General features: G+C 57.0%; 21 protein-coding genes. 12 read left to right on the forward strand and 9 right to left on the reverse strand.

Features of this window, described 5'->3' with window-relative positions; genetic code table 11:
* Positions 1–73: 73 nt before the first annotated feature.
* Complete coding sequence (locus tag EV102420_RS19360) at positions 74–1,870, reverse strand: thiamine pyrophosphate-requiring protein (RefSeq protein WP_042395469.1); 1,797 nt, start codon at positions 1,868–1,870, stop codon at positions 74–76.
* A gap of 80 nt (positions 1,871–1,950) precedes the next feature.
* Between EV102420_RS19360 and EV102420_RS19365 the strand changes: the two genes are divergently transcribed.
* Complete coding sequence (locus EV102420_RS19365) at positions 1,951–2,442, forward strand: DUF4385 domain-containing protein (RefSeq protein ID WP_042395472.1); 492 nt, start codon at positions 1,951–1,953, stop codon at positions 2,440–2,442.
* Here the strand turns inward: EV102420_RS19365 and EV102420_RS19370 are convergent.
* From EV102420_RS19370 to trxC, 5 genes are all read right to left on the reverse strand, one after another.
* Positions 2,439–2,759 (reverse strand): YfiM family lipoprotein, encoded by a 321-nt coding sequence (locus EV102420_RS19370; protein WP_042395474.1) that lies wholly within the window; start codon positions 2,757–2,759, stop codon positions 2,439–2,441. The genes EV102420_RS19365 and EV102420_RS19370 overlap by 4 nt on opposite strands.
* A gap of 55 nt (positions 2,760–2,814) precedes the next feature.
* A complete protein-coding gene (pssA, locus tag EV102420_RS19375; protein WP_042395477.1) occupies positions 2,815–4,170 on the reverse strand; it encodes a CDP-diacylglycerol--serine O-phosphatidyltransferase in 1,356 nt (451 codons plus the stop codon).
* Positions 4,171–4,299: 129 nt separating this feature from the next.
* Complete coding sequence (locus EV102420_RS19380) at positions 4,300–6,960, reverse strand: bifunctional acetate--CoA ligase family protein/GNAT family N-acetyltransferase (RefSeq protein WP_042395480.1); 2,661 nt, start codon at positions 6,958–6,960, stop codon at positions 4,300–4,302.
* 32 nt (positions 6,961–6,992) lie between these two features.
* Positions 6,993–7,691: a tRNA-uridine aminocarboxypropyltransferase gene (locus EV102420_RS19385; RefSeq protein WP_042395545.1), complete on the reverse strand. Its 699-nt coding sequence runs from the start codon at positions 7,689–7,691 to the stop codon at positions 6,993–6,995.
* A gap of 73 nt (positions 7,692–7,764) precedes the next feature.
* Positions 7,765–8,184, reverse strand: coding sequence for a thioredoxin TrxC (trxC, locus tag EV102420_RS19390; protein ID WP_042395483.1), 420 nt, complete (start codon positions 8,182–8,184; stop codon positions 7,765–7,767).
* A gap of 192 nt (positions 8,185–8,376) precedes the next feature.
* Between trxC and EV102420_RS19395 the strand changes: the two genes are divergently transcribed.
* On the forward strand, positions 8,377–9,426 hold the full coding sequence (locus EV102420_RS19395; RefSeq protein ID WP_042395486.1) for a tRNA/rRNA methyltransferase: 1,050 nt from the start codon (positions 8,377–8,379) through the stop codon (positions 9,424–9,426).
* 47 nt (positions 9,427–9,473) lie between these two features.
* Here EV102420_RS19395 and ung read toward each other — a convergent pair whose 3' ends face one another.
* Entirely contained in the window at positions 9,474–10,163 is a 690-nt protein-coding gene (gene ung, locus EV102420_RS19400) for a uracil-DNA glycosylase (RefSeq protein WP_042395488.1), read from the reverse strand.
* A gap of 314 nt (positions 10,164–10,477) precedes the next feature.
* On the opposite strand from ung, the gene grcA reads away from it, so the two are divergent.
* Positions 10,478–10,861, forward strand: a complete 384-nt coding sequence (gene grcA, locus EV102420_RS19405) for an autonomous glycyl radical cofactor GrcA (RefSeq protein WP_042395490.1) — start codon at positions 10,478–10,480, stop codon at positions 10,859–10,861.
* 44 nt (positions 10,862–10,905) lie between these two features.
* On the opposite strand, the gene srmB is transcribed toward grcA, so the two are convergent.
* Positions 10,906–12,228: an ATP-dependent RNA helicase SrmB gene (srmB, locus tag EV102420_RS19410; protein ID WP_042395491.1), complete on the reverse strand. Its 1,323-nt coding sequence runs from the start codon at positions 12,226–12,228 to the stop codon at positions 10,906–10,908.
* Between the two features lie 131 nt (positions 12,229–12,359).
* On the opposite strand from srmB, the gene trmN reads away from it, so the two are divergent.
* Positions 12,360–13,097 (forward strand): tRNA(1)(Val) (adenine(37)-N(6))-methyltransferase TrmN, encoded by a 738-nt coding sequence (gene trmN / locus EV102420_RS19415; protein WP_042395493.1) that lies wholly within the window; start codon positions 12,360–12,362, stop codon positions 13,095–13,097.
* Here trmN and nadB read toward each other — a convergent pair.
* Positions 13,082–14,701, reverse strand: coding sequence for an L-aspartate oxidase (gene nadB, locus EV102420_RS19420; protein ID WP_042395495.1), 1,620 nt, complete (start codon positions 14,699–14,701; stop codon positions 13,082–13,084). The genes trmN and nadB overlap by 16 nt on opposite strands.
* Positions 14,702–15,008: 307 nt before the next feature.
* On the opposite strand from nadB, the gene rseD reads away from it, so the two are divergent.
* From rseD to lepB, 8 genes are all read left to right on the forward strand, one after another.
* Complete coding sequence (gene rseD, locus EV102420_RS22785) at positions 15,009–15,089, forward strand: rpoE leader peptide RseD (RefSeq protein WP_243731523.1); 81 nt, start codon at positions 15,009–15,011, stop codon at positions 15,087–15,089.
* Positions 15,086–15,661 carry an RNA polymerase sigma factor RpoE gene (rpoE, locus tag EV102420_RS19425; RefSeq protein ID WP_042395496.1) on the forward strand — a complete coding sequence of 192 codons (576 nt, stop codon included), beginning with the start codon at positions 15,086–15,088 and terminating at the stop codon, positions 15,659–15,661. Before rseD ends, rpoE begins: the two co-directional genes overlap by 4 nt.
* 31 nt (positions 15,662–15,692) lie before the next feature.
* A complete protein-coding gene (gene rseA, locus EV102420_RS19430) occupies positions 15,693–16,346 on the forward strand; it encodes an anti-sigma-E factor RseA (RefSeq protein WP_042395498.1) in 654 nt (217 codons plus the stop codon).
* A complete protein-coding gene (gene rseB, locus EV102420_RS19435; RefSeq protein ID WP_042395501.1) occupies positions 16,346–17,299 on the forward strand; it encodes a sigma-E factor regulatory protein RseB in 954 nt (317 codons plus the stop codon). Before rseA ends, rseB begins: the two co-directional genes overlap by 1 nt.
* Positions 17,296–17,784, forward strand: a complete 489-nt coding sequence (gene rseC, locus EV102420_RS19440; protein WP_042395502.1) for a SoxR-reducing system protein RseC — start codon at positions 17,296–17,298, stop codon at positions 17,782–17,784. The genes rseB and rseC overlap by 4 nt, the downstream gene beginning before the upstream one ends.
* Positions 17,785–18,006: 222 nt before the next feature.
* Positions 18,007–18,390 carry an HVO_A0114 family putative DNA-binding protein gene (locus tag EV102420_RS19445; protein WP_042395505.1) on the forward strand — a complete coding sequence of 128 codons (384 nt, stop codon included), beginning with the start codon at positions 18,007–18,009 and terminating at the stop codon, positions 18,388–18,390.
* Positions 18,391–18,599: 209 nt separating this feature from the next.
* Positions 18,600–20,399: a translation elongation factor 4 gene (lepA, locus tag EV102420_RS19450; protein WP_042395506.1), complete on the forward strand. Its 1,800-nt coding sequence runs from the start codon at positions 18,600–18,602 to the stop codon at positions 20,397–20,399.
* 17 nt (positions 20,400–20,416) lie between these two features.
* Positions 20,417–21,391 (forward strand): signal peptidase I, encoded by a 975-nt coding sequence (gene lepB / locus EV102420_RS19455; protein WP_042395509.1) that lies wholly within the window; start codon positions 20,417–20,419, stop codon positions 21,389–21,391.
* Positions 21,392–21,476: the final 85 nt, after the last annotated feature.

Below are 21,476 nucleotides of genomic sequence, written 5' to 3' on the forward strand. Positions count from 1 at the left end.
TGGCAACAGATAACACCGCTCCCGTAGGCCGGGCAAACATCGTGCCGCCCGGCGTGGTAATGAGCCTGATACCTTACGCTTTATGCCCTGGCAGAACCGTATTCATAATCTGGCTTGCCGTATCGGCGATCACTTTACCGGCGGAACGGTCGCCTTTGGCCATCGATGACATAAAGGCCTTTGCCTGCTCCAGCGTAATATGCGGCGGTAGAGGCGCGACTTCCGGATCAGTTTTAACCTCCAGCACCACCGGGCGATCCGCACTCAATGCTTCATTCCATGCGTCATGCAGCTTTTCCGGATCGTCAATGAAGATCCCTTTCAGTCCAATGGATTCAGCAAACTTAGCGTAAGGCACGTCTGGCACATCTTGAGTAGCCTCAAAGCGCGGGTTTCCCTCCATGACGCGCTGTTCCCAGGTCACCTGATTAAGATCTCCATTGTTAAATACGCAAACAATAAGTCGTGGATCGGACCAGCCTTGCCAATATTTCTGAATGGTAATTAGCTCAGCCAGATTATTCATCTGCATCGCGCCATCGCCGACCAGTGCAACGACCGGTTTTTCCGGGAAAGCAAACTTAGCGGCAATAGCATAGGGTACCGCTGCGCCCATGCAGGCTAAACCGCCTGATAGAGAGGATCGCTGGCCCTGCTTTATTCTGAAATCACGTGCGTACCAGTTTGCGCAGGAGCCTGAGTCAGACGTCACGATGGCATTGTCCGGCAACAGAGGCGACATCTCCCACACTACGCGCTGAGGGTTAACCGGGTTAGCTTTCGCCATGGCCCGCTCCTCCATTTTCTCCCACCATGTCTGTACAGAGACCGCGATTTTCTCCTGCCATGCACGATCGTCCTTGTGCTTAAGCAGAGGCAGCAATGCCTGTAGCGTACTGACCGCATCACCGTGCAGGTTAACCTCAGTGGGATAACGTAACCCCAGCATGGAGGGATCGATATCAATCTGTACGGCACGTGCCTGTCCCTCTTTGGGTAAAAACTCAGTCCACGGGAAGCCGGTACCAATCATCAGCAGCGTGTCGCACTCCTGCATCAGATCCCAGGAGGGTTCAGTACCCAGCAAGCCGATACAGCCCGTGACGAACGGTGCATCGTCAGGCAGGATATCTTTACCCAGCAGCGCCTTCGCTACGCCTGCACCCAGCAGGTTAGCCGCCTGAACCACCTCAACGGCGGCATCCCGCGCACCCGCGCCAATCAGAATCGCTACCTTCTTACCCTCATTGAGGATGTCAGCGGCACGCTGAAGATCGTACTGATAGGGAATAACCTGTGGGCGTTGATAACCGGTGCCGGAATGGGTAAAGCCGTGGGCATGCTGGGGCTCCTGCCACTCTTCATCCTGAATATCTTTCGGCAGGATCAGCACCGTGACGCCGTTATTAGCCTTGGCGATACGTACGCCACGATCCACCAGATGGCGAACCTGGGAAGGGGTTGCCGCTTCTTGGACGAAGTTTGCCACATCGCTAAATACGCGATCGAGGTTGATCTCTTGCTGATAATTTGAGCCGCGGGCGGTGGCCTCTGCCTGGCCGGCAATGGCGATCACCGGCATATGATCCATACGGGCGTCATACAGGCCCGTCAGCAGGTGGGTCGCGCCTGGGCCACCGGTAGAGAGGCAAACGCCAGGCTCGCCGGTAAACTTGGCATGGGCGCAGGCCATAAAGGCAGCCATCTCTTCGTGGCGTACCTGGATAAACTCAATTCCGTTGCCCGCTTTTTCAGCACGCTGTAGTGCACCAAGCACGCCGTTAATACCATCCCCGGGATAGCCGTAAATACGGGTCACTCCCCAGGCTTTTAATCGTTCTACAAAGAAGTCACTGGTCATCTGGGTCATTATTTTGCCTCGCTTCAAGTGTTTGTTCGAGGATAGTTCACCTAAGGCAAATTGGGGAAAAAGGGGGAGTTCTCTGAACAATGCTATGTTTAAAAGAGCAATTACAATGGAGAGTACCGGTGCGCAAAGAATTTGATTATGAGCAGGACTTTACTGAAACCGATTTTCGCCAGCATCCTGAACGTTACCAGGTTGGCCGGGGAGAGCAGGGCGTATTGCTGGTCGAGCCGTATAAGGGGGAGATCCTGCCCTTCTGGCGTTATAAGGATCCAGAGTCAGCGCAGAAATCAGCGGAGCAAATTTACGCCCTGTTTGAGGAGTACCGCAAGAATGATGATTTTGTCGGTATGGATATGGCGCGTAAGTTCATTCAGATGGGGTATACCCGCGCCCGGCGTTACGCTAATTACAAAGGCGGCAAAAAGTATGATGAGAATCGCGAGCTCAATCCGCGCGGTAACGATCCGGTCAAAGCCGCGGCGGCAGCGATATTTAAAACCTGGTGGGATCGGATCCGCGCCGATGAGGATTACCTGAAGCGCAAAAAAGCGCACCAGGCGAAATGGGGCTAGTGCGCCAGCTGCCAGACGGCATAGCCGGTCGTTGCTCCCGCCACATCCCAGGCAAAATCTTTCCAGCTCCAGCCGCTTCCTGCCGGGCGGCTATCCCAGAGTTCTTTTGACGCGCCCAGGCTTAATGAAAACATAACGCCGAAAACTGCGCTGCGATCGGCGCTAACGCCCTGGTGCTGGGCATACTCATTCCCGGCAGCAGAGAGCATGGCGGAAGCGAGAAAGTGCTGGGCTTTGTCCTGACCGTGCCACTGGTCATCAGCCATATGCGTGCAGCCGGTTAGGGTCAGTAGGGCAGATAAGATAAGAGCGCGCATCGCCAATCCCAATAAAAAGGCCCCATCAATGACGGGGCCAGACTCAATGTTGAAGTTACAGAATACGGCTGATCAGCCTGTCGATACGTATCCGGCGCAGACGGCGGATGAGCTTACGCACCTTAACCGGGTACTCGGCAATGCTTTGCAGATCGCGATAGTGTTTCACCACGGTGGTGTGGGTGCGGATCAGCTCCAGCTCTTTATCACGCTGCGGGGCCAGCTCCTGCTTCGGATCGTGAATAAGGATCGCGTTTTCCAGATCCAGTCGCCACGCGCGTGGGTTAAGGTTGTTGCCGGTCAGCAGCAGCCACTCGTCATCCACCCACATTCCTTTCAGGTGATAGCTGTTATCCGCGTCTTTCCACAGGCGGACAATGAGCTGATCGGTATTCACATAGTATTGCAGGCGGCTCAGGAAACGACGCAGGTTGATCTCGTAGAGATAGGGCAGCGCACCGATAATCTTAAACGGCTCGTTTTCTGGAATATAGAAGTCGTTCGCCGTCTTATCCCCGACGATAATCTCTACCTTCTTACCTTCGCGCAGCAGCTGAATAATGTTGCGTACCAGCACCGCCGGCAGGTTAAAGTAGGGGGTGCAGATCGTCAGCTTGTGCTCGGTGCACGGCATCAGATGGAAGATCGTCTTGTTGAGCAGGCTGGTTTTGCCAAGGCCCACCAGCGGTGTCACCGCCAGCTGCTCGTTATCCGCATCGCCCTGGAAATGATAGCCAGCGTCACGCAGCTCCTGACGGAACTGGCGGATATCATTTTTGATTTCCGGGCTTTTAGGCCGCTGGTCGCTATCAAGGCGATTAACGCCGCACCCCTGAATGAGGTTGGTGTCGACCCACTCCAGCATAATGTCTGCCATCCGCGCATTGCGGATCAGCTGGTAACGGTCGTAGCGATACTTCTCATGCTGATGCAGGTAGACATCATTCAGGCTGGCACCGCTGTAGAGCACGGCATCATCAATGATAAAGCCTTTGTAGTGCAGCACGCCCAGCGCTTCGCGGGTATTCACCGGTACGCCATAAACGGCGATATCGACGCCGGGATTTTCCTGCGCCAGACGGCAGTACCAGTCGGCATTGGTGTTGGCCGCTGCGGCACCGATCCGGCCGCGCTGGGCACGATGCCAGTCGACCAGGACGCGGACATCCAGCTCGGGACGCTGGCGTTTCGCTTCATAGAGCGCCGCCATAATATCTTTACCGCCGTCGTCCTGCTCAAGATACAGGGCAATAATACAGATGCGTTGTGTCGCACTGGCAATCTGTTTTAGCAGCGTTTCCCGAAAGTCGGCGGGAGAGTAGTAAAACGTGACATCATCAACTGACTGAGAAAGCTTAGGTAGTTGAGCAAGGTGTTGTTGATGTTTATTACGCTTAAATTTTGACAACATCACAGTGCGTATCTTCTCTGTTTATTGAAGGGTCTCTGTATCATGCATCTACAGAAGCATGCAGACCACATAAGCGGACAATGATAACACCAGAGCCAGCGAAAGTGGTCAACATTTCCAGTACCTTACTCAGGAGCCGCCAGGCCCGGCAAGAGGAAGCGTCAGGCTAACAATTCCGTCCTCGAGCTGGATATCGACGGTAAAGCCGAGTTTACGTGCCAGCGTTACCATACCGCGATTATTAGGCATCGTAATACCATTCAGACGCATGAGACCATGATCGCGGGTGTAGCCAATAAGTTTTTCCAGCAGGCGTCGCCCCAAACCCAAACCCTTGAGGTCGGAACGGACCAGCACCGCAAACTCAGCATCAACGTTGTCGGGATCGGAGATCGCCCGCGTCACGCCAAGGATCTCTTCGCCGTCGTCAGTGCGTCGCACGGCAACGATCGCCATCTCCCGATCGTAGTCGATCTGGGTCATATTGGCTAAGTCCTCATGGGTGAATTCGTTGATCTCACTGAAGTAACGATAATAAAGATCCTCTTTTGTGACCTTGGCGATAAAACGCTGCAGGGCTGGTTCATCTTCGGGCAGGATCGGACGGAACAGGCAGGCATCGCCGTTTTTCAGCGTCACGCTCTCCTCAAGATGCTGCGGGTAGGGGCGTATCGCCAACCGGCTTTCGCTGCTGCCGCTAAACGGTGCCAGCGTCAGCGTGACGTCGAGGGCGGTAAACTCCCCGGCGGAGGCCAGCAGCGGGTGAATATCCAGCCGCTGGATCTCCGGGCAGTCCACGATCAGGTTGGATACCCGTACCAGAAACTGGCTCAAGCCGATCACATCCAGCGGCTGTAGACCGCTGCGTCCCCGGATCTTCTTATCCTTGATGGCCTGAATAACCAGGTAGCGGGCAAGGTTCATGTTCAACGGCGGCAGCGCCACCGCGGCCTGATCCTGTGCTCGCCACTCTACGCCGCCTTCGCCCAGCATAATCAGCGGACCAAACACCGGATCCTGCTCTACTACGACCCGCAGCTCCTGGGCACCGGCACGGTTAGCCATGCTCTGCACCTGCAAACCATGCACCCGCGCCTGGGGCCAGCGCATCTTAACCCGATCGATAATCGCCTCTGCCGCCTGCTGCACCTCCGCAGCGGTGCGCAGGTAGAGCATCACGCCCTGAACTTCCGACTTGTGAGGGATATCCGGCGAGCGCAGCTTTAGGGCGACGGGGTAGCCAATCTGTCCGGCAATATGCACCGCCTCTGCGCTATCGCTGGCAATCCAGGTCGGGAGCGTGTGCAGCCCATAGGCGCGAAGCACCGGCTGGACCTCATGCGTATCAAGCGTGGTGGCTCCCTCATCGATAGCCTGCTGCAACAGCTTATGCGCTTCGGCCGTATCGGCAGTCAGATTGCTGGGCAGGGCAGGTGTCTCCCGGAGCTGCTTCTGGTTACGACGGTACTCCACCATATGCATAAAGGCGGTAATTGTTCCCTCCGGCGTCCGGTAGGTCGGTAGTCCCGCCTCGCTAAACAGGCGGCGGGCCTCCTGGGAAGAGAACTCCCCGCACCAGTTGGTCAGCACGGTGACATATTTACCGCGTGGATGCTTTTTCAGGGCGTCAATCAGGGCCAGCGCGCTTTCACTACCCGGTGCCACGGCGCTGGGGGAGTGGATCACCAGCAGAGCGTCATAGTCCGGACTGTCGAGCAGGATATTAAGCGCGGTGATATAGCGCTCGCTGCTGGCATCGTCGCGCAGATCCAGCGGGTTATCCGCCGCGACCGATCCCGGCAGCGCCGCACGCAGGCGGGAGAGGGTCTCTTCCCCCAGCGTCGCCAGCTTGCCGTTGCGCAGCCACAGCTCGTCCAGCGCCAGCGCCGCCGGTGCCGCGCCGTTGCTGATAATCATCAGGCGCTCTCCGCGCAGCGGGCGCATATGGCTCAGGGTCTCAACGGCGGAGAAAAGCTCATGGGTATCCTGCACCCGCAGCAGGCCCGCGCGCTGGATTGCCGCATCCCAGGCGGGATCCATCCCGGCGTTAACGTGCAGCAGGCGCTGCGCCGCCGGGCTACGGCCGCTTTTGATCACCAGAATGGGCTTATTACGTGAGGCGCTACGGGCGGCGGAGACAAAGCGCCGGGCGTCGCTCAGATGTTCCAGATAGAGCAGAATAGCGCTGGTTTTACTGTCGCGGGCGAGGAAGTCCAGAAGCTCATCGACGTCGATATCCAGACTGTCACCGAGGGCGATAAAGTAGGAGAAGCCCATTTCGCGCTGCTGGGCCCAGTCGAGAATGGTATTGGACACCGCCGCCGACTGGGAGATAAAGGCCAGCTTGCCGCGCGCGATCGGTACGGGAGAGAAGCTGGCGTTGAGCCCCTGCCAGGGTGCAAGCAATCCGAGGCTATTTGGCCCCAGCAGGCGCATCTGGAAACGGCTGGCGCAGGCCAGCAGATCGGCATGCTGTTCCGGGGGCGCAGAGAGGATGATGCAGGTCTTGCACCCTTTCTGGCCTAACGCTTCCAGCAGGCTGAGGTTGCGTTTCGCATGGGTACAGAGCACGGCGAGATCCGGCGTAAAGGGCAGGCTGGCGACATCCGGCCAGGCCAGCACCCCCTGCACGGCTTTCCAGGCCGGGGTCACCGGCAGTACCGGACCGGCAAAGCCGCCGGCCAGTAGGTTACGCATCATCAAAAAACCGGCGCGATCCGGCTTCATTGAGGCACCAATCACCGCAATCGACTTAGGGCGCAGCAGCGCTTCCAGTCCTCGTTGGCTCATACCGGTCTCCAGAAAAGAGTGACTTGATGATTTTAAACGCTTTCTTCGATATCCGCTGTGACGCTGCCCTTATGCTGCGTTTTTCCTGCCAGATAGCGGGTACGGAAGCTGGAGAAGTGATCCCCCAGCGCCTGGGCAGCAGGCTGATCCGCAGCGAGATCGAGCAGGGCGATCGCCACCTCTGCCGTGCAGTACTGTCCCTCAACCTGAGCTTCGCGCAGGCGGTAGGCAGAGACGCGGGAGAGATCGACCGAGATCACCGGCAGTGCATCGAGATAAGGACTTTTACGGAACATCTTCCGCGCCTCGGTCCAGGTTCCGTCGAGCATAATAAACAGCGGCGGCTTACCGCTGGGCGGCGTGGTGATGACCTGACGCTCGCTGCCCGCATAGGCGGCAGGAAAGACTACCATCGGTTGGTAAGCAGGATCGGCGACCAGATCCAACAGCGCCTGCGGCGGCTCGGTGCGCGACCACTGGAACGCGGTGGTATCCGGCAGGATATCGGCAATCAGACGTCCGGTATTGCTGGGCTTCATCGGTTCGGTATCAAACATCACCAGGCAGAAGCGGCTGCGAGCGGAACTAGGCCGCAGCGTGGCGCACAGGCACTGCTTTAGCGGCAGCAGGCAGCGCTGACAGCGGCGGATACGGTTTCCCCGAGTGAGAAAAGGGCGAGTGGCACGGGCAAGACGCTGCGCCCGAAGTTGCAGTACGGCGTTATTGGTCACGGTCATAGAGGTGGCGCAGAAAAAACGCCATTGTGGCAGAGGGAAAAACGGGGCACAAGCGCGCCCCGGAAGATTAGAGTGATTCGTTCAGCCAGCTATCGAACGGCGCTTTCGGCACCGCGCCGCTCAGCATGTCGATAACCTCGCCGTTTTTGAACAGCATAATGGTTGGAATGCTGCGGATGCGGAAGCGGGCGCTTAGCTCGCGTTCGGCTTCGGTGTTTACCTTCACAAAGCGCACTTTGCCGCTGCGCTCTTCGGCAACGTCTTCAAAAATAGGGGCAAAACTGCGGCAGGGGCCACACCAGGGTGCCCAGAAGTCTACCACTACCGGCAGATCGTCTTTCAGCAGTTTGTCCAGCGTCTCGCCAGTGGCATTAATCACGTCGCCATCGAACAGATCGTGGCCACAGCGTCCACATTTCGCGCCGTCGGTAGCATGGTCATCGGGAATGCGGTTCAGTGCCTGACAGCTTGCACATACGGTATTCATAACTAACCTCTGGGTAGTGCGGTGGGACAGAGTATGTTTCCAATATGTTACATATTATCTTTGAGCCGGTGTGAAACAACAACGCGTTTTATTCAATGAGTACAATAGTCGCAGGCTTTTAAATGAAGTAATGGCTATGCGCCTGCACATCGGGTAATCTGCGCGCTTCGCGCAGCGCTGGTGGAGAAAAGCATGAACGACGAACTGAAAAACAAAAGCGGCAAGGTCAAAGTGATGTATGTCCGCAGTGATGATGATTCCGATAAACGTACCCATAACCCGCGTACCGGGAAGGGGGGCGGACGTCCGGGATCGTCTCGTGCAGACGGTGGCCGTCGCCCCGCCCGCGATGAGAGAAAACCTTTTGGTCGCGATCGTGACCGTGATAACGACCGTGACGGCGGATCGCCGTGGCGCACCGTCTCCCGTCCGCCCGTTGCCGACTCGGTAAGGGACGAGGAGGAGTCAGCCAGCGGCAAGCCGGTTATCGATCCCGACGTGATCCGTCGCCAGCGCGCTGAAGAGACGCGCGTTTATGGTGAAAACGCCTGTCAGGCCCTGTTCCAGAGCCGCCCGGACTGCATCGTCCGCGCCTGGTTTGTCCAGAGCGTGACCCCGCGCTTCAAAGAGGCGCTGCGCTGGATGGCCGCTAACCGCAAGGCCTACCATGTGGTAGACGAGGCCGAGCTGGCCAAAGCGTCCGGAACAGAACACCACGGTGGCGTCTGCTTTATTATCAAAAAGCGTAGCGGCATCGCCGTACAGCAGTGGGTGAGCCAGGCCGGTGAGCAGGATTGTGTCCTGGCGCTGGAAGATGTGGGTAACCCACATAACCTCGGCGCGATGATGCGCAGCTGCGCGCACTTCGGCGTGAAGGGCGTGGTGCTGCAGGACGCAGGAATTATCGAGTCTGGCGCAGCGGTACGTACCGCTGAGGGCGGGGCCGAGCATGTGCAGGCGATCACCGGTGATAGCGTGCTTGATGCGCTGGATGCCTTCCGCAAAGCGGGCTACACCATTGTGACGACCTCCAGCCATGAAGGTACGCCGCTTTATCAGGCCGAGCTGCCGAAGAAGATGGTGCTGGTGTTAGGTCAGGAGCGTGACGGTCTCTCCGATGCAGCGCTGGCCAGCGCCGATCTGAGTCTTGCTATTCCGGGCACCGGCAACGTAGAAAGTCTTAACGTCTCAGTGGCAACCGGCGTTCTGCTCGCCGAGTGGTGGCGTCAGAACAAAGCATAATGCTTTCAGGCCCGGCTGGCATCGCGCTGCCGGGCCCGATCCCTTCGCTATTCGCTCTCTGCTGGCAGAACCGGCATCCAGTCAATCGGCTTCTCGCCATGCTGCTCCAGCCACTCGTTAGCCAGTACAAAATGGTTACAGCCAAAAAATCCCCGGTGCGCCGACAGCGGTGAAGGGTGGGGCGCTTTCAAAATATGGTGGCGCTGGCCGTCAATAATCGCCCCTTTCTTCTGCGCGTGGGATCCCCACAGTAAAAACACCACGTTCTCGCGATGCTCGTTAATCAGGGCAATCACCTTATCGGTAAAGGTCTCCCAGCCGAGGCTGGCATGAGAGTGCGCCTGGCCTGCCCGCACGGTCAGCACCGTGTTGAGCAGCAGCACCCCCTGACGCGCCCAGCTCTCCAGATAGCCGTGCGTCGGCCGGGTAAACCCTGGAATCGAGCTCTCCAGCTCTTTGTACATATTGAGCAGCGAGGGGGGCGTAGCGACGCCGGGGCGGACGGAGAAAGCCAGGCCGTGCGCCTGTCCCGGCCCGTGATAGGGATCCTGACCCAGGATCACCACCTTCACATCCCCCAGCTCGGTGAAGCGAAAGGCGTTGAACACATCCTTCTGTGGCGGGTAAACCGTCACGCCAGCCTCGCGTTCGGCGGCTACTGCGTTAAGCGTATGGGTAAAGTAGGGCTGCTTTTTCTCTTCAGCCAGCACGTCGTGCCATGTTTGCGAAGTGGTCATTCCGGTCTCCTGCCTCTTTTAGTGATCCTAAGCTTAACCGCTTCTTTCCGCGGAATAAAATGTGTGGGCAAAAACGCGGAGGTGGACTTAAAAAAATTTGATAAAAAACAAAATATTTTTAGGCTGTTGGCGGGTATAACTTGATATAAAACAACTATTTCCTGCTATGGCCCTCTTTGTGGTGTGGTTTTTATTGATGTAAGTCAAGGAATGGCCCCAACCTGGCTGGTATATATACACTCAGGCAACAATGGTTTTACCAATTGGCCGGGATATGGCCGACACAATAATTTAAGACGCCCGGGAGGCATCATATGATTACAGGTATCCAAATCACCAAAGCAGCAAACGACGATCTGTTGAACTCTTTCTGGCTGCTCGACAGCGAAAAAGGCGAAGCGCGTTGCGTATGTGCTAAAGCCGGTTTTGCCGAAGATGACGTGGTAGCGATTGATCAGCTGGGCAGCATTGAGTATCGCGAAGTGCCGATGGAAGTTCAGCCGCAGGTTCGCGTTGAAGGCGGCCAGCACCTGAACGTTAACGTGCTGCGTCGCGAAACGCTGATGGATGCAGTTGAGCACCCGGAAAAATACCCGCAGCTGACCATCCGCGTGTCAGGCTATGCGGTACGCTTTAACTCTCTGACCCCAGAGCAGCAGCGCGACGTTATCGCCCGTACCTTTACTGAAAGCCTGTAACAGGGCTGCATAAAAAAAGCCGGGTAGCTAACCCGGCTTTTTTATTACTCGTTTGAAGACTCCTGAGAGCCGCTTGGCTTACGACGCTTACCAATGTTTTTGGCATCGCGATGACGCTGCTTCACGCGCGGCTTCTCTTTCTCTTTCTCTTTCTTTTCGGCGCGCTTGGCCAGCGCCTTCTTCGACGGCTTGCCCGTCATCTTCTCGCTCGGCGCACGGGTGGTAGGACGCAGCTCGTCAATCACACGGGCTTTTAGCGGCTCATCAACATAGCGACCAATTTTCTGCAGCAGCAGATGATCGTGGGCCTCCACCAGTGAAATCGCGGTGCCTTTACGCCCGGCGCGGCCGGTACGGCCAATACGGTGCAGGTAGATATCACCGCTGCGTGGCATATCGAAGTTAATGACGTGGCTCACGTCTGGAATATCGATCCCACGTGCGGCAACGTCGGTGGCGATCAGCACGTTCACCCGGCCTTCCGTCAGACGTTTGATACCTTCGGTACGCTTCACCTGGGCCATCTCGCCTTCAAGATAGCAGTTGTTAATCCCGGCGTTACGCAGCAGCTCTGCCAGCTCATGTACGCGCTCGCGCTTACGAACAAACACGATGGTGCGGGTCGCGTCGTCCTGGGTCAGGAGATGCTTCAGCAGGGCAGTCTTATGGGCAAAGTCATCCGCGCGGTAGTACCACTGGTGGATCTTTTTACGCTCGCGGGTCGACGGCGTCGCAGAGACCTCAACCGGATCTTCCAGCAGGCGCTCGGCGAAGTCCTTAACGGCGTTGCCTTCCAGCGTGGCGGAGAAGAGCATGGTCTGCTTACGCCAGCGCGTCTCCCCAGCGATGTGCTCGATATCCTGGGCGAAACCCAGCTCCAGCATACGGTCTGCTTCATCGAGGATCAGCGTCTCTACAGCGCGGCAGTCAAAGTTCTCTTCTTTGATGTACTGCATAAGGCGGCCGGTTGTCGCGACCACGATATCCTGGTTTTCGCTGAACACTTCGGCGTGGTTCATATAGGCTACGCCGCCGGTAATGGTGGCGATATCCAGATGGGTATTTGCCGACAGCTCACGGGCGTGCTCGGCCACCTGCGTTGCCAGCTCACGGGTCGGCGTCAGGATAAGAATACGCGGCGGTCCGGATTTCTTACGCGGAAAATCAATCAGGTGCTGCAACGCAGGCAGCAGGTACGCCGCCGTTTTCCCTGTGCCGGTAGGCGCGGAACCGAGTACATCGCGGCCCTCCAGCGCAGGCGGAATAGCAGCCGCCTGAATGGCAGTTGGGCGTGTAAAGCCTTTACTCTGGAGCGCGTCCAGCAGGCTTTCATCGAGTTCGAGTTCGGAAAAAGTCGTTACAGTCATGTTCTACCTCAGTGTGGGGCGCTGATTATAATCGTTATGGCTGCAATCTTCATCTCTTTGTGTGGATAACGCTTTCCCGCCTGGCGGCTTTCCCCTATCCTACACCGGTTTCGTTAGTTGGATTGTTAATAATGCCCCACAGCAAAGCGCAGCTGCGTCGTAATGGTTTCACGTTTAAACAATTTTTTATTGCCCATGACAGATGTGCCATGAAGGTGGGTACCGACGGTATTCTTCTCGGGGCATGGTCGCCGGTTGCCGAGGTTAAGCGCATCCTCGATATCGGCACCGGCAGCGGCTTGCTGGCGTTGATGCTGGCCCAGCGTACCGGTGAGGCAGTGAGCATTGATGCCGTAGAGCTGGACGCCGATGCCGCTCAACAGGCGCAGGAGAACGTGAGCGAGTCGCCATGGGCGGATCGCATCCAGATCCATACTGCCGACATTCAGGAGTGGGTCAACACCTGCACCCGCCGCTACGATCTGATCGTTAGCAACCCACCTTATTATGAAAAAGGGGTTGAGTGCGGCACGCCGCAGCGGGAACAGGCGCGCTATACTGTCTCTCTGGATCACGGCACGCTGCTGGCCTGCGCCGCGGAATGCATCACGGAAGAGGGGTTTTTATGCGTGGTGCTGCCGGAAGGGCTGGGAAATGGCTTTACGCAAAAGGCGCTGGAGTCGGGCTGGCATCTGCGCCTGCGCACCGACGTTGCCGATAACGAAAGCCGTCTGCCGCACCGCGTGCTGCTGGCCTTTTCTCCCACTCAAGGGGAGTGCTTTAGCGATCGCATGACCATCCGTGGCGCGGATCAGCGCTATTCTGAAGACTATACGGCGCTGACCCAGGCGTTCTATCTCTTTATGTAGGTGCGCGGAACAAGTATCGATGGCCCGGAGTCTGGCAGCAGCGCCGGGTAATCAAGCGTGTAGTGCAAGCCTCGGCTCTCCTTACGCGCCATGGCGCAGCGAACAATCAGCTCCGCCACCTGCACCAGGTTACGCAGCTCCAGCAGATTGTTAGAGACGCGAAAGTTAGCGTAATAGTCGTCAATCTCCTGCTGCAGCATCTGGATCCGCCGTAGCGCACGCTCCAGCCGCTTGCTGGTACGCACAATCCCTACGTAATCCCACATCAGCAGGCGCAGCTCGTGCCAGTTATGCTGAATGATGACCCGCTCGTCCGGATCTTCCACCTGGCTCTCGTCCCACGCGGGGAGCGTCGCGACCTCTGACACAGCAGAAAGCCGCCCGGTAATATCCTCCGCCGCTGACCAGCCGTAGACCAGACACTCCAGCAGCGAGTTGGATGCCATACGGTTTGCGCCATGCAGGCCGGTATAGCTCACCTCGCCGATGGCATACAGCCCGTCAACGTCGGTACGGCCCGCATCATCCACCATCACGCCGCCGCAGGTATAGTGTGCCGCCGGTACGATAGGCACCGGCTCTTTAGTGAGATCGATACCCAGGCCGAGCAGCTTCTCGTAGATCATTGGGAAGTGCTGGCGAATAAAGGCCTCTGGCTTATGGCTGATATCCAGGTACATGCAGTCCGCCCCAAGACGCTTCATCTCATGGTCGATGGCTCTGGCCACGATGTCGCGCGGGGCCAGCTCGCCCCGGGAATCGAAGTCGGGCATAAACCGCGTGCCGTCCGGGCGTTTGAGGTAGGCACCTTCCCCGCGCAGCGCCTCGGTAAGCAGGAAGTTACGCGCCTGCGGGTGGAAGAGGGCGGTGGGGTGAAACTGGTTGAATTCGAGGTTGGCAACGCGGCAGCCTGCCCGCCAGGCCATGGCGATGCCGTCCCCGGAGGCAATGTCCGGGTTAGTGGTGTACTGATAGACCTTTGATGCGCCGCCGGTGGCCAGCACAACCGCTTTCGCTCGGCAGGTTTCAACCGCCTCGCGATTGCGGTTCCATACCCATGCGCCCACCGCCCGGCGCGGGCCGGAGAGACCAATTTTGTCGGAGATAATCAGGTCTACGGCGTTGCAGCGCTCCAGCACGCGAATATTAGGATGGCTTAAAGCCTGGCTAACCAACGTCGTCTCGACCGCTTTGCCGGTGGCATCGGCGGCATGCAGGATCCGACGATGGCTGTGGCCGCCTTCGCGAGTCAGGTGGTAGCCCTCTGTCCCGTTGGGCTGGACGTGGGTATCAAACAGCACGCCCTGATCGATAAGCCACTGCACGCAGGGCCGGGCGTTGCTGGCGACAAACTCAGCCGCATGGCGATCGACGATGCCTGCCCCCGCGATAAGCGTATCTTCCACGTGTGAGCTGATGCTATCGGTGACATCAAACACGGCGGCAATCCCGCCCTGCGCATACAGGGTTGAGCCTTCGCTAACCGGGCCTTTACTGAGAACAATCACGCTATGGTGCTGCGCCAAACGCAGCGCCAGGGAGAGGCCCGCAGCGCCGCTGCCAATAACCAGCACATCACAGGAGAGATCGGGAGTCGTATTCATGATAGTGTGTTTAATTTACTAAACAGGATGTCGCCAGCATAGATCTAAAGGCGGCATAAATCACCCATTTTTTTAAATCGTGTTGTAGAGGCTAAACAACGAGGCGGCGAACGGACGAAATCAGTTTTGTGGTGAAAAAAAAGTAGGGTTGCGTTACTCTGCTGACGGTATAAAAGGCTTTTCTTCTATGCGACGTGCATAGTTTAGCGTCAGTAGACTTATAATGAGTCATAACCAACGGTCTGCGAAACGATACACAAAAACAAAGGCGTAACGGAACTTTTGCCGAAAAAGTCTCTCTAACCACATGCTTGCTCAGAGTGCTGTGTGGGAGTGGCGTTTCGATTACGCGTGGATATTAGGTTTGGGGAGACATTACCTCGGATGAGCGAGCAGTTAACGGATCAGGTCCTCGTCGAACGGGTCCAGAAGGGAGATCAGAAAGCCTTTAACTTACTGGTGGTCCGCTACCAGCATAAAGTAGCGAGCCTGGTTTCCCGTTATGTGCCGTCGGGCGACGTTCCCGATGTTGCACAAGAGTCTTTCATTAAGGCCTATCGCGCGCTGGATTCATTCCGGGGGGATAGCGCTTTTTACACCTGGCTCTATCGTATTGCGGTGAACACCGCCAAGAATTACCTGGTCGCTCAGGGTCGTCGTCCACCGTCCAGCGATGTTGATGCTATAGAAGCAGAAAACTACGAAAACGGTGGGGCGCTGAAAGAAATTTCGAACCCTGAGAACTTAATGTTGTCAGAAGAACTGAGACAAATCGTTTTCCGAACCATTGAATCGCTTCCGGAAGATTTACGTATGGCAATTACCTTACGGGAGCTGGATGGCCTTAGCTATGAAGAGATAGCCGCCATTATGGACTGCCCGGTGGGTACGGTACGTTCACGTATCTTCCGAGCTCGGGAAGCCATTGATAATAAAGTTCAACCGCTTATCAGGCGTTGACGATAGCGGGATACTGGAAAAGGTATTAGGCATGCAGAAAGAAAAGCTTTCCGCTTTAATGGATGGTGAGACGCTGGATACCGAGCTGCTCAAGGAGCTGTCTCGCGATCCGGAAATGCAGGAAACCTGGGAGCGTTACCACCTGGTGCGTGACGCTTTACGCGGTGACACTGCCGACGTCATCCATTTCGATATCTCAGCCCGCGTCATGGCTGCCATTGCCGACGAACCGGTACGGCAGGCAACACCATTGATCCCGGAATCCCAGCCTGCGCCGCAGCAGTGGCAGAAGATGCCGTTCTGGGCCAAAGTGCGTCCCTGGGCAAGCCAGCTTACTCAGATGGGCGTAGCCGCCTGCGTTTCACTGGCGGTTATCGTTGGCGTGCAGCACTACAATAGCCCGTCCGACAGTGCCCAGCAGCCTGAAGCGCCGGTGTTTAACACGCTTCCTATGATGGGTAAAGCTAGCCCGGTTAGCCTGGGTGTGCCATCGGAGGCCACCACCGCCGATGCCGGTCAGCAGCAGCAGGTTCAGGAGCAGCGCCGCCGCATTAATGCGATGCTGCAGGACTATGAGCTGCAGCGTCGCCTGCACTCCGAACAGCTTCAGTTTGAGCAGGCGCAAACCCAGCAGGCCGCTGTACAGGTGCCAGGAACCCAAACTTTAGGAACGCAATCGCAGTAATGAAGCAACTTTGGTGTGCCATGTCTCTCATGGCCGGTAGTCTGTTGTTTTCTGCTAACGCCTCGGCTGATGTCACCTCCGGGGCGTTGTTGCAGCAGATGAACCTGGCCAGCCAGTCTCTTAACTATGAGCTCTCTTTTGTCAGCATCAACAAGCAGGGCGTCGAGTCGCTACGCTATCGACATGCCCGGCTGGCAAATCAGCCTCTCGCCCAGCTTTTACAGATGGATGGCCCACGTCGTGAGGTCGTTCAGCGCGGTAGCGAAATAAGCTACTTCGAGCCGGGCCTTGAGCCGTTTACGCTGACTGGCGACTATATCGTCGATTCGCTGCCCTCACTGGTCTATACCGATTTCAAACGGCTCGCGGCCTTCTACGATTTCATTTCGGTAGGGCGTACCCGGATTGCCGATCGCCTGTGCGAGGTGATCCGCGTCGTGGCCCGCGACGGCACCCGCTACAGCTATATCGTCTGGCTGGATGCCGAGACCAAGCTTCCTATGCGGGTCGATCTGCTCGATCGCGACGGGGAGACCCTGGAGCAGTTCCGCGTCGTGGCGTTCACCGTGAATGAGCAGGTGGGAAGCAATATGGAGAACCTCGCCAAAGCTAACCTGCCGCCGCTGCTGTCGGTTCCTGCGGGGGAAAAGATCGATTTCAACTGGTCGGCCACCTGGCTGCCGCAGGGCTTTAGCGAAGTCTCCAGCAGCCGTCGCAAGCTGCCGACGATCGATATGCCAGTGGAGTCACGCCTCTTCTCCGACGGACTGTTCAGCTTCTCCGTTAACGTTAACCGCGCCAGCCAGAACAGCAGCGATCAAATGCTGCGCACCGGGCGTCGTACCGTTAGCACCACCGTGCGGGATAACGCAGAGATCACCGTGGTCGGCGAGCTTCCGCCGCAGACCGCAAAACGTATTGCAGACAGTCTTAAATTCAGGGCAGCACAATGATCAAAGAGTGGGCAACCGTGGTCTCATGGCACAATGGCGAAGCCGTTGTCAGCTGTGATGTTAAAGCCTCCTGTAACAGCTGTGCTTCGCGCGCAGGGTGCGGCAGCCGCGTTCTGAATAAGCTGGGCCCGCAGATGACCCACACCATTTCCGTACCCAGCGAGCAGCCGCTGGTGGCTGGGCAGAAGGTCGAGCTGGGCATTGCCGAAGGCAGCCTGCTCAGTTCCGCGCTGCTGGTCTATATGTCGCCGCTGGTGGGGCTGTTTGTGATGGCCGCGCTGTTTCAGACGCTGTTTGGTTACGACCTGGCGGCGATGGGCGGCGCGGTATTGGGCGGCGTCGGGGGCTTTCTGCTGGCCCGCGCGTTTTCGCCCAAGCTGGCCGCTCGTGAAGCCTGGCAGCCAGTGATCCTGAGCGTTGCCCTGCCGCCGGATCTGCTGCGGGTCGATGCCACGCCCGTAGACGCCAACTCTCAGTCGCGTTAATCCTTACGCTATCGTACTGCGCTTTATCTAGTTAACTTCCTGTTTATCACCATTTGACTTCCCTGCATTTAGAGTTATGATCCGATCATAACTCTAGTACTGCATCGCACACCGCATGATAAAGGCCACCCTTATGAATATGTATCGGCAGGCCAGCTTATCGAAGACTTTTTCAACCGTGTGGATGAAGTCATCGCAATACGAGAGAACAGAGGTTAACACATGAAAGCGTTAATTGGTGTTATGCCTGAAGAGCACATCCGTTTCAGGATGCTTGCTATAGCCAAAGGTGAGTATAAGCCAGAACCCGATGAGCCCAGGGTATGGTTTACATCAATGAATGCTCTGGCACAGGTGCTGAGTAATGAGAATATTGCACTTTTAAGACTCATTGAAGAGCATAAGCCGGAGAGCATTACTGAGCTCGCTGAGATGTCAGGCAGAAAAAAAAGCAACCTATCGGTTACGCTAAAGACCTTAAGTTCAAGGGGATTTGTGCGTTTAGAAAAGCAGGGGCACGGTGTAAAGCCAGTAGCACTTTTTACTGATTTTGATATTCAGGTTAATCAGCAGCTTACAAGAAAGTTTTCGCCTAAAGCTGCTTAATATCAACACTGACTGTACGAAACCCGCTTGGGCGGGTTTTTATGCCGGTGTTGTAAGGTTTTATGTTAATAAATGGATCCTTACTGACTGCCATGTCGCTACAGTGTAAGATGCTCGGCAATGTACGGAACGGTAGGCTGGGGTGTGGGTCCTCTGCCGTGTCCATCAAATGAATTACGATAAAAACGCGAGTTAAAACATCCTTACATATGAAGAATATACGTAACTTCTCCATCATTGCGCACATCGACCACGGTAAATCGACGCTGTCTGACCGTATCATCCAGCTTTGCGGCGGCCTCTCCGATCGTGAAATGGAAGCCCAGGTGCTAGACTCCATGGATCTTGAGCGCGAGCGCGGGATCACCATCAAAGCCCAGAGCGTAACCCTGGACTATAAAGCCGCCGACGGCGAAACCTACCAGCTGAACTTTATCGACACCCCAGGACACGTTGACTTCTCCTATGAAGTATCCCGTTCTCTGGCGGCGTGCGAAGGCGCGCTGCTGGTGGTCGATGCAGGCCAGGGCGTGGAAGCACAGACGCTGGCTAACTGCTATACCGCGATGGAAATGGATCTGGAAGTGGTTCCGGTCCTCAACAAAATCGACCTGCCGGCCGCCGATCCAGAGCGCGTGGCGGAAGAGATTGAAGACATTGTCGGTATCGATGCCGCCGACGCTGTACGCTGCTCCGCGAAGACCGGGGTAGGGGTGGGCGATGTGCTGGAGCGTCTGGTACGCGATATTCCCCCGCCGCAGGGCGATCCTGAGGGACCGCTGCAGGCGCTGATCATCGACTCCTGGTTCGATAACTACCTGGGCGTTGTCTCTCTGGTGCGTATCAACAACGGCACCATGCGCAAAGGCGACAAGATTAAGGTGATGAGCACCGGCCAGACCTATAACGCCGATCGCCTGGGCATCTTTACGCCGAAGCAGGTTGACCGCACCGAGCTGAAGTGCGGCGAGGTAGGCTGGCTGGTGTGCGCGATCAAAGACATCCTCGGTGCGCCGGTGGGCGATACCCTGACCACCGCCCGCAACCCGGCGGATAAAGCGCTGCCGGGCTTTAAAAAGGTGAAACCGCAGGTTTACGCGGGCCTGTTCCCGGTCAGCTCTGATGACTACGAGAACTTCCGCGATGCGCTGGGCAAGCTGAGCCTCAACGACGCCTCGCTATTCTATGAGCCAGAAAGCTCCACCGCGCTGGGCTTTGGCTTCCGCTGCGGCTTCCTTGGCCTGCTGCACATGGAGATCATTCAGGAGCGTCTGGAGCGTGAATACGATCTGGATCTGATCACCACCGCGCCGACCGTAGTTTATGAAGTAGTGACCACCTCGAAAGAGACGGTATACGTCGACAGCCCGTCCAAGCTACCGCCGCTGAATAACATTCAGGAGCTGCGCGAGCCTATCGCCGAGTGCCACATGCTGCTGCCGCAGGAGTACCTGGGCAACGTCATCACCCTCTGCATTGAGAAGCGTGGCGTGCAGACCAACATGGTTTACCACGGTAAACAGGTGGCGCTGACCTATGAGATCCCGATGGCAGAAGTGGTGCTCGACTTCTTCGATCGCCTGAAGTCTACCTCGCGCGGTTACGCATCGCTGGATTACAACTTCAAGCGCTTCCAGGCCTCTAACATGGTGCGCGTTGACGTTCTGATCAACGGCGAGCGTGTTGATGCCCTGGCGCTGATCACCCACAACGATAACGCGCCGTATCGCGGTCGTGAGCTGGTTGAGAAGATGAAAGAGCTGATCCCGCGCCAGCAGTTCGACATCGCGATTCAGGCCGCCATTGGTAACCACGTTATTGCCCGCTCGACGGTGAAGCAGCTGCGTAAAAACGTTCTCGCCAAGTGCTACGGCGGCGACGTTAGCCGTAAGAAAAAGCTGCTGCAGAAGCAGAAAGACGGTAAGAAGCGTATGAAGCAGGTCGGTAACGTAGAGCTGCCGCAGGAAGCGTTCCTCGCCATTCTGCACGTAGGTAAAGACGGCAAATAAACCATTAAGGAGTTGGTATGGCGAACATGTTTGCCCTGATCCTGGTGATTGCAACCCTGGTCACAGGGTTGCTCTGGTGCCTGGACAAGGCCGTATTTGCACCAAAGCGCCGGGAGCGGCAGGCCGCAGCCCAGGCGGCGGCGGGCGATACGCTGGATCAAAAAACGCTGAAAAAAGTTAGCCCGAAGCCGGGCTGGCTGGAGACCGGAGCCTCCGTGTTCCCGGTGCTGGCGATTGTGCTGGTGGTACGCTCGTTCATCTATGAGCCGTTTCAGATCCCGTCTGGTTCGATGATGCCAACCCTGCTGATCGGCGACTTTATCCTGGTAGAGAAATTTGCCTACGGGATTAAGGATCCGATCTACCAGAAAACGCTGATTGAAACCGGCCATCCGAAACGCGGCGACATTGCGGTGTTTAAGTATCCGGACGATCCGCGCCTGGACTACATTAAGCGCGTTGTAGGCCTGCCGGGCGATAAGGTCAGCTACGATCCGGTTGCCAAGCAGGTTACGGTGCAGCCAGGGTGCAGCTCTGGTCAGGCATGCGCCAGCGCGCTGCCGATCACCTACTCCAACGTTGCGCCCAGCGATTTTGTCCAGACCTTTAGCCGTCGCAACGGTGGCGAGGCCAGCAGCGGCTTCTTCCAGCTGCCGCCGGGTGAAACCAAAGAGAACAGCGTACGCCTTGCCGAGCGTAAAGAGACGCTGGGTGACGTAACGCACCGCATTCTGACCGTGCCGATTGCACAGGATCAGCTGGGGCTCTATCACCAGCAGCCAGGCCAACCGCTGGCAACCTGGATCGTGCCGCCGGGACACTACTTCATGATGGGTGACAACCGCGACAACAGCGCGGACAGCCGTTACTGGGGCTTTGTGCCGGAGGCGAATCTGGTAGGCCGAGCCACGGCGATCTGGATGAGCTTCGAGAAACAAGAGGGCGAGTGGCCGACCGGCGTGCGCTTAAATCGCATCGGTGGCATCCACTAATCCGTCGGGTTGCAGCGAGTTTGGCTGCAACCCAAATTATTTCCACGATAAATCAGTCACGGCTAACGACATCCCTCGCCGTTGT

It is taken from the genome of Pseudescherichia vulneris NBRC 102420, assembly GCF_000759795.1.
GTDB classification, from domain to species: domain Bacteria; phylum Pseudomonadota; class Gammaproteobacteria; order Enterobacterales; family Enterobacteriaceae; genus Pseudescherichia; species Pseudescherichia vulneris.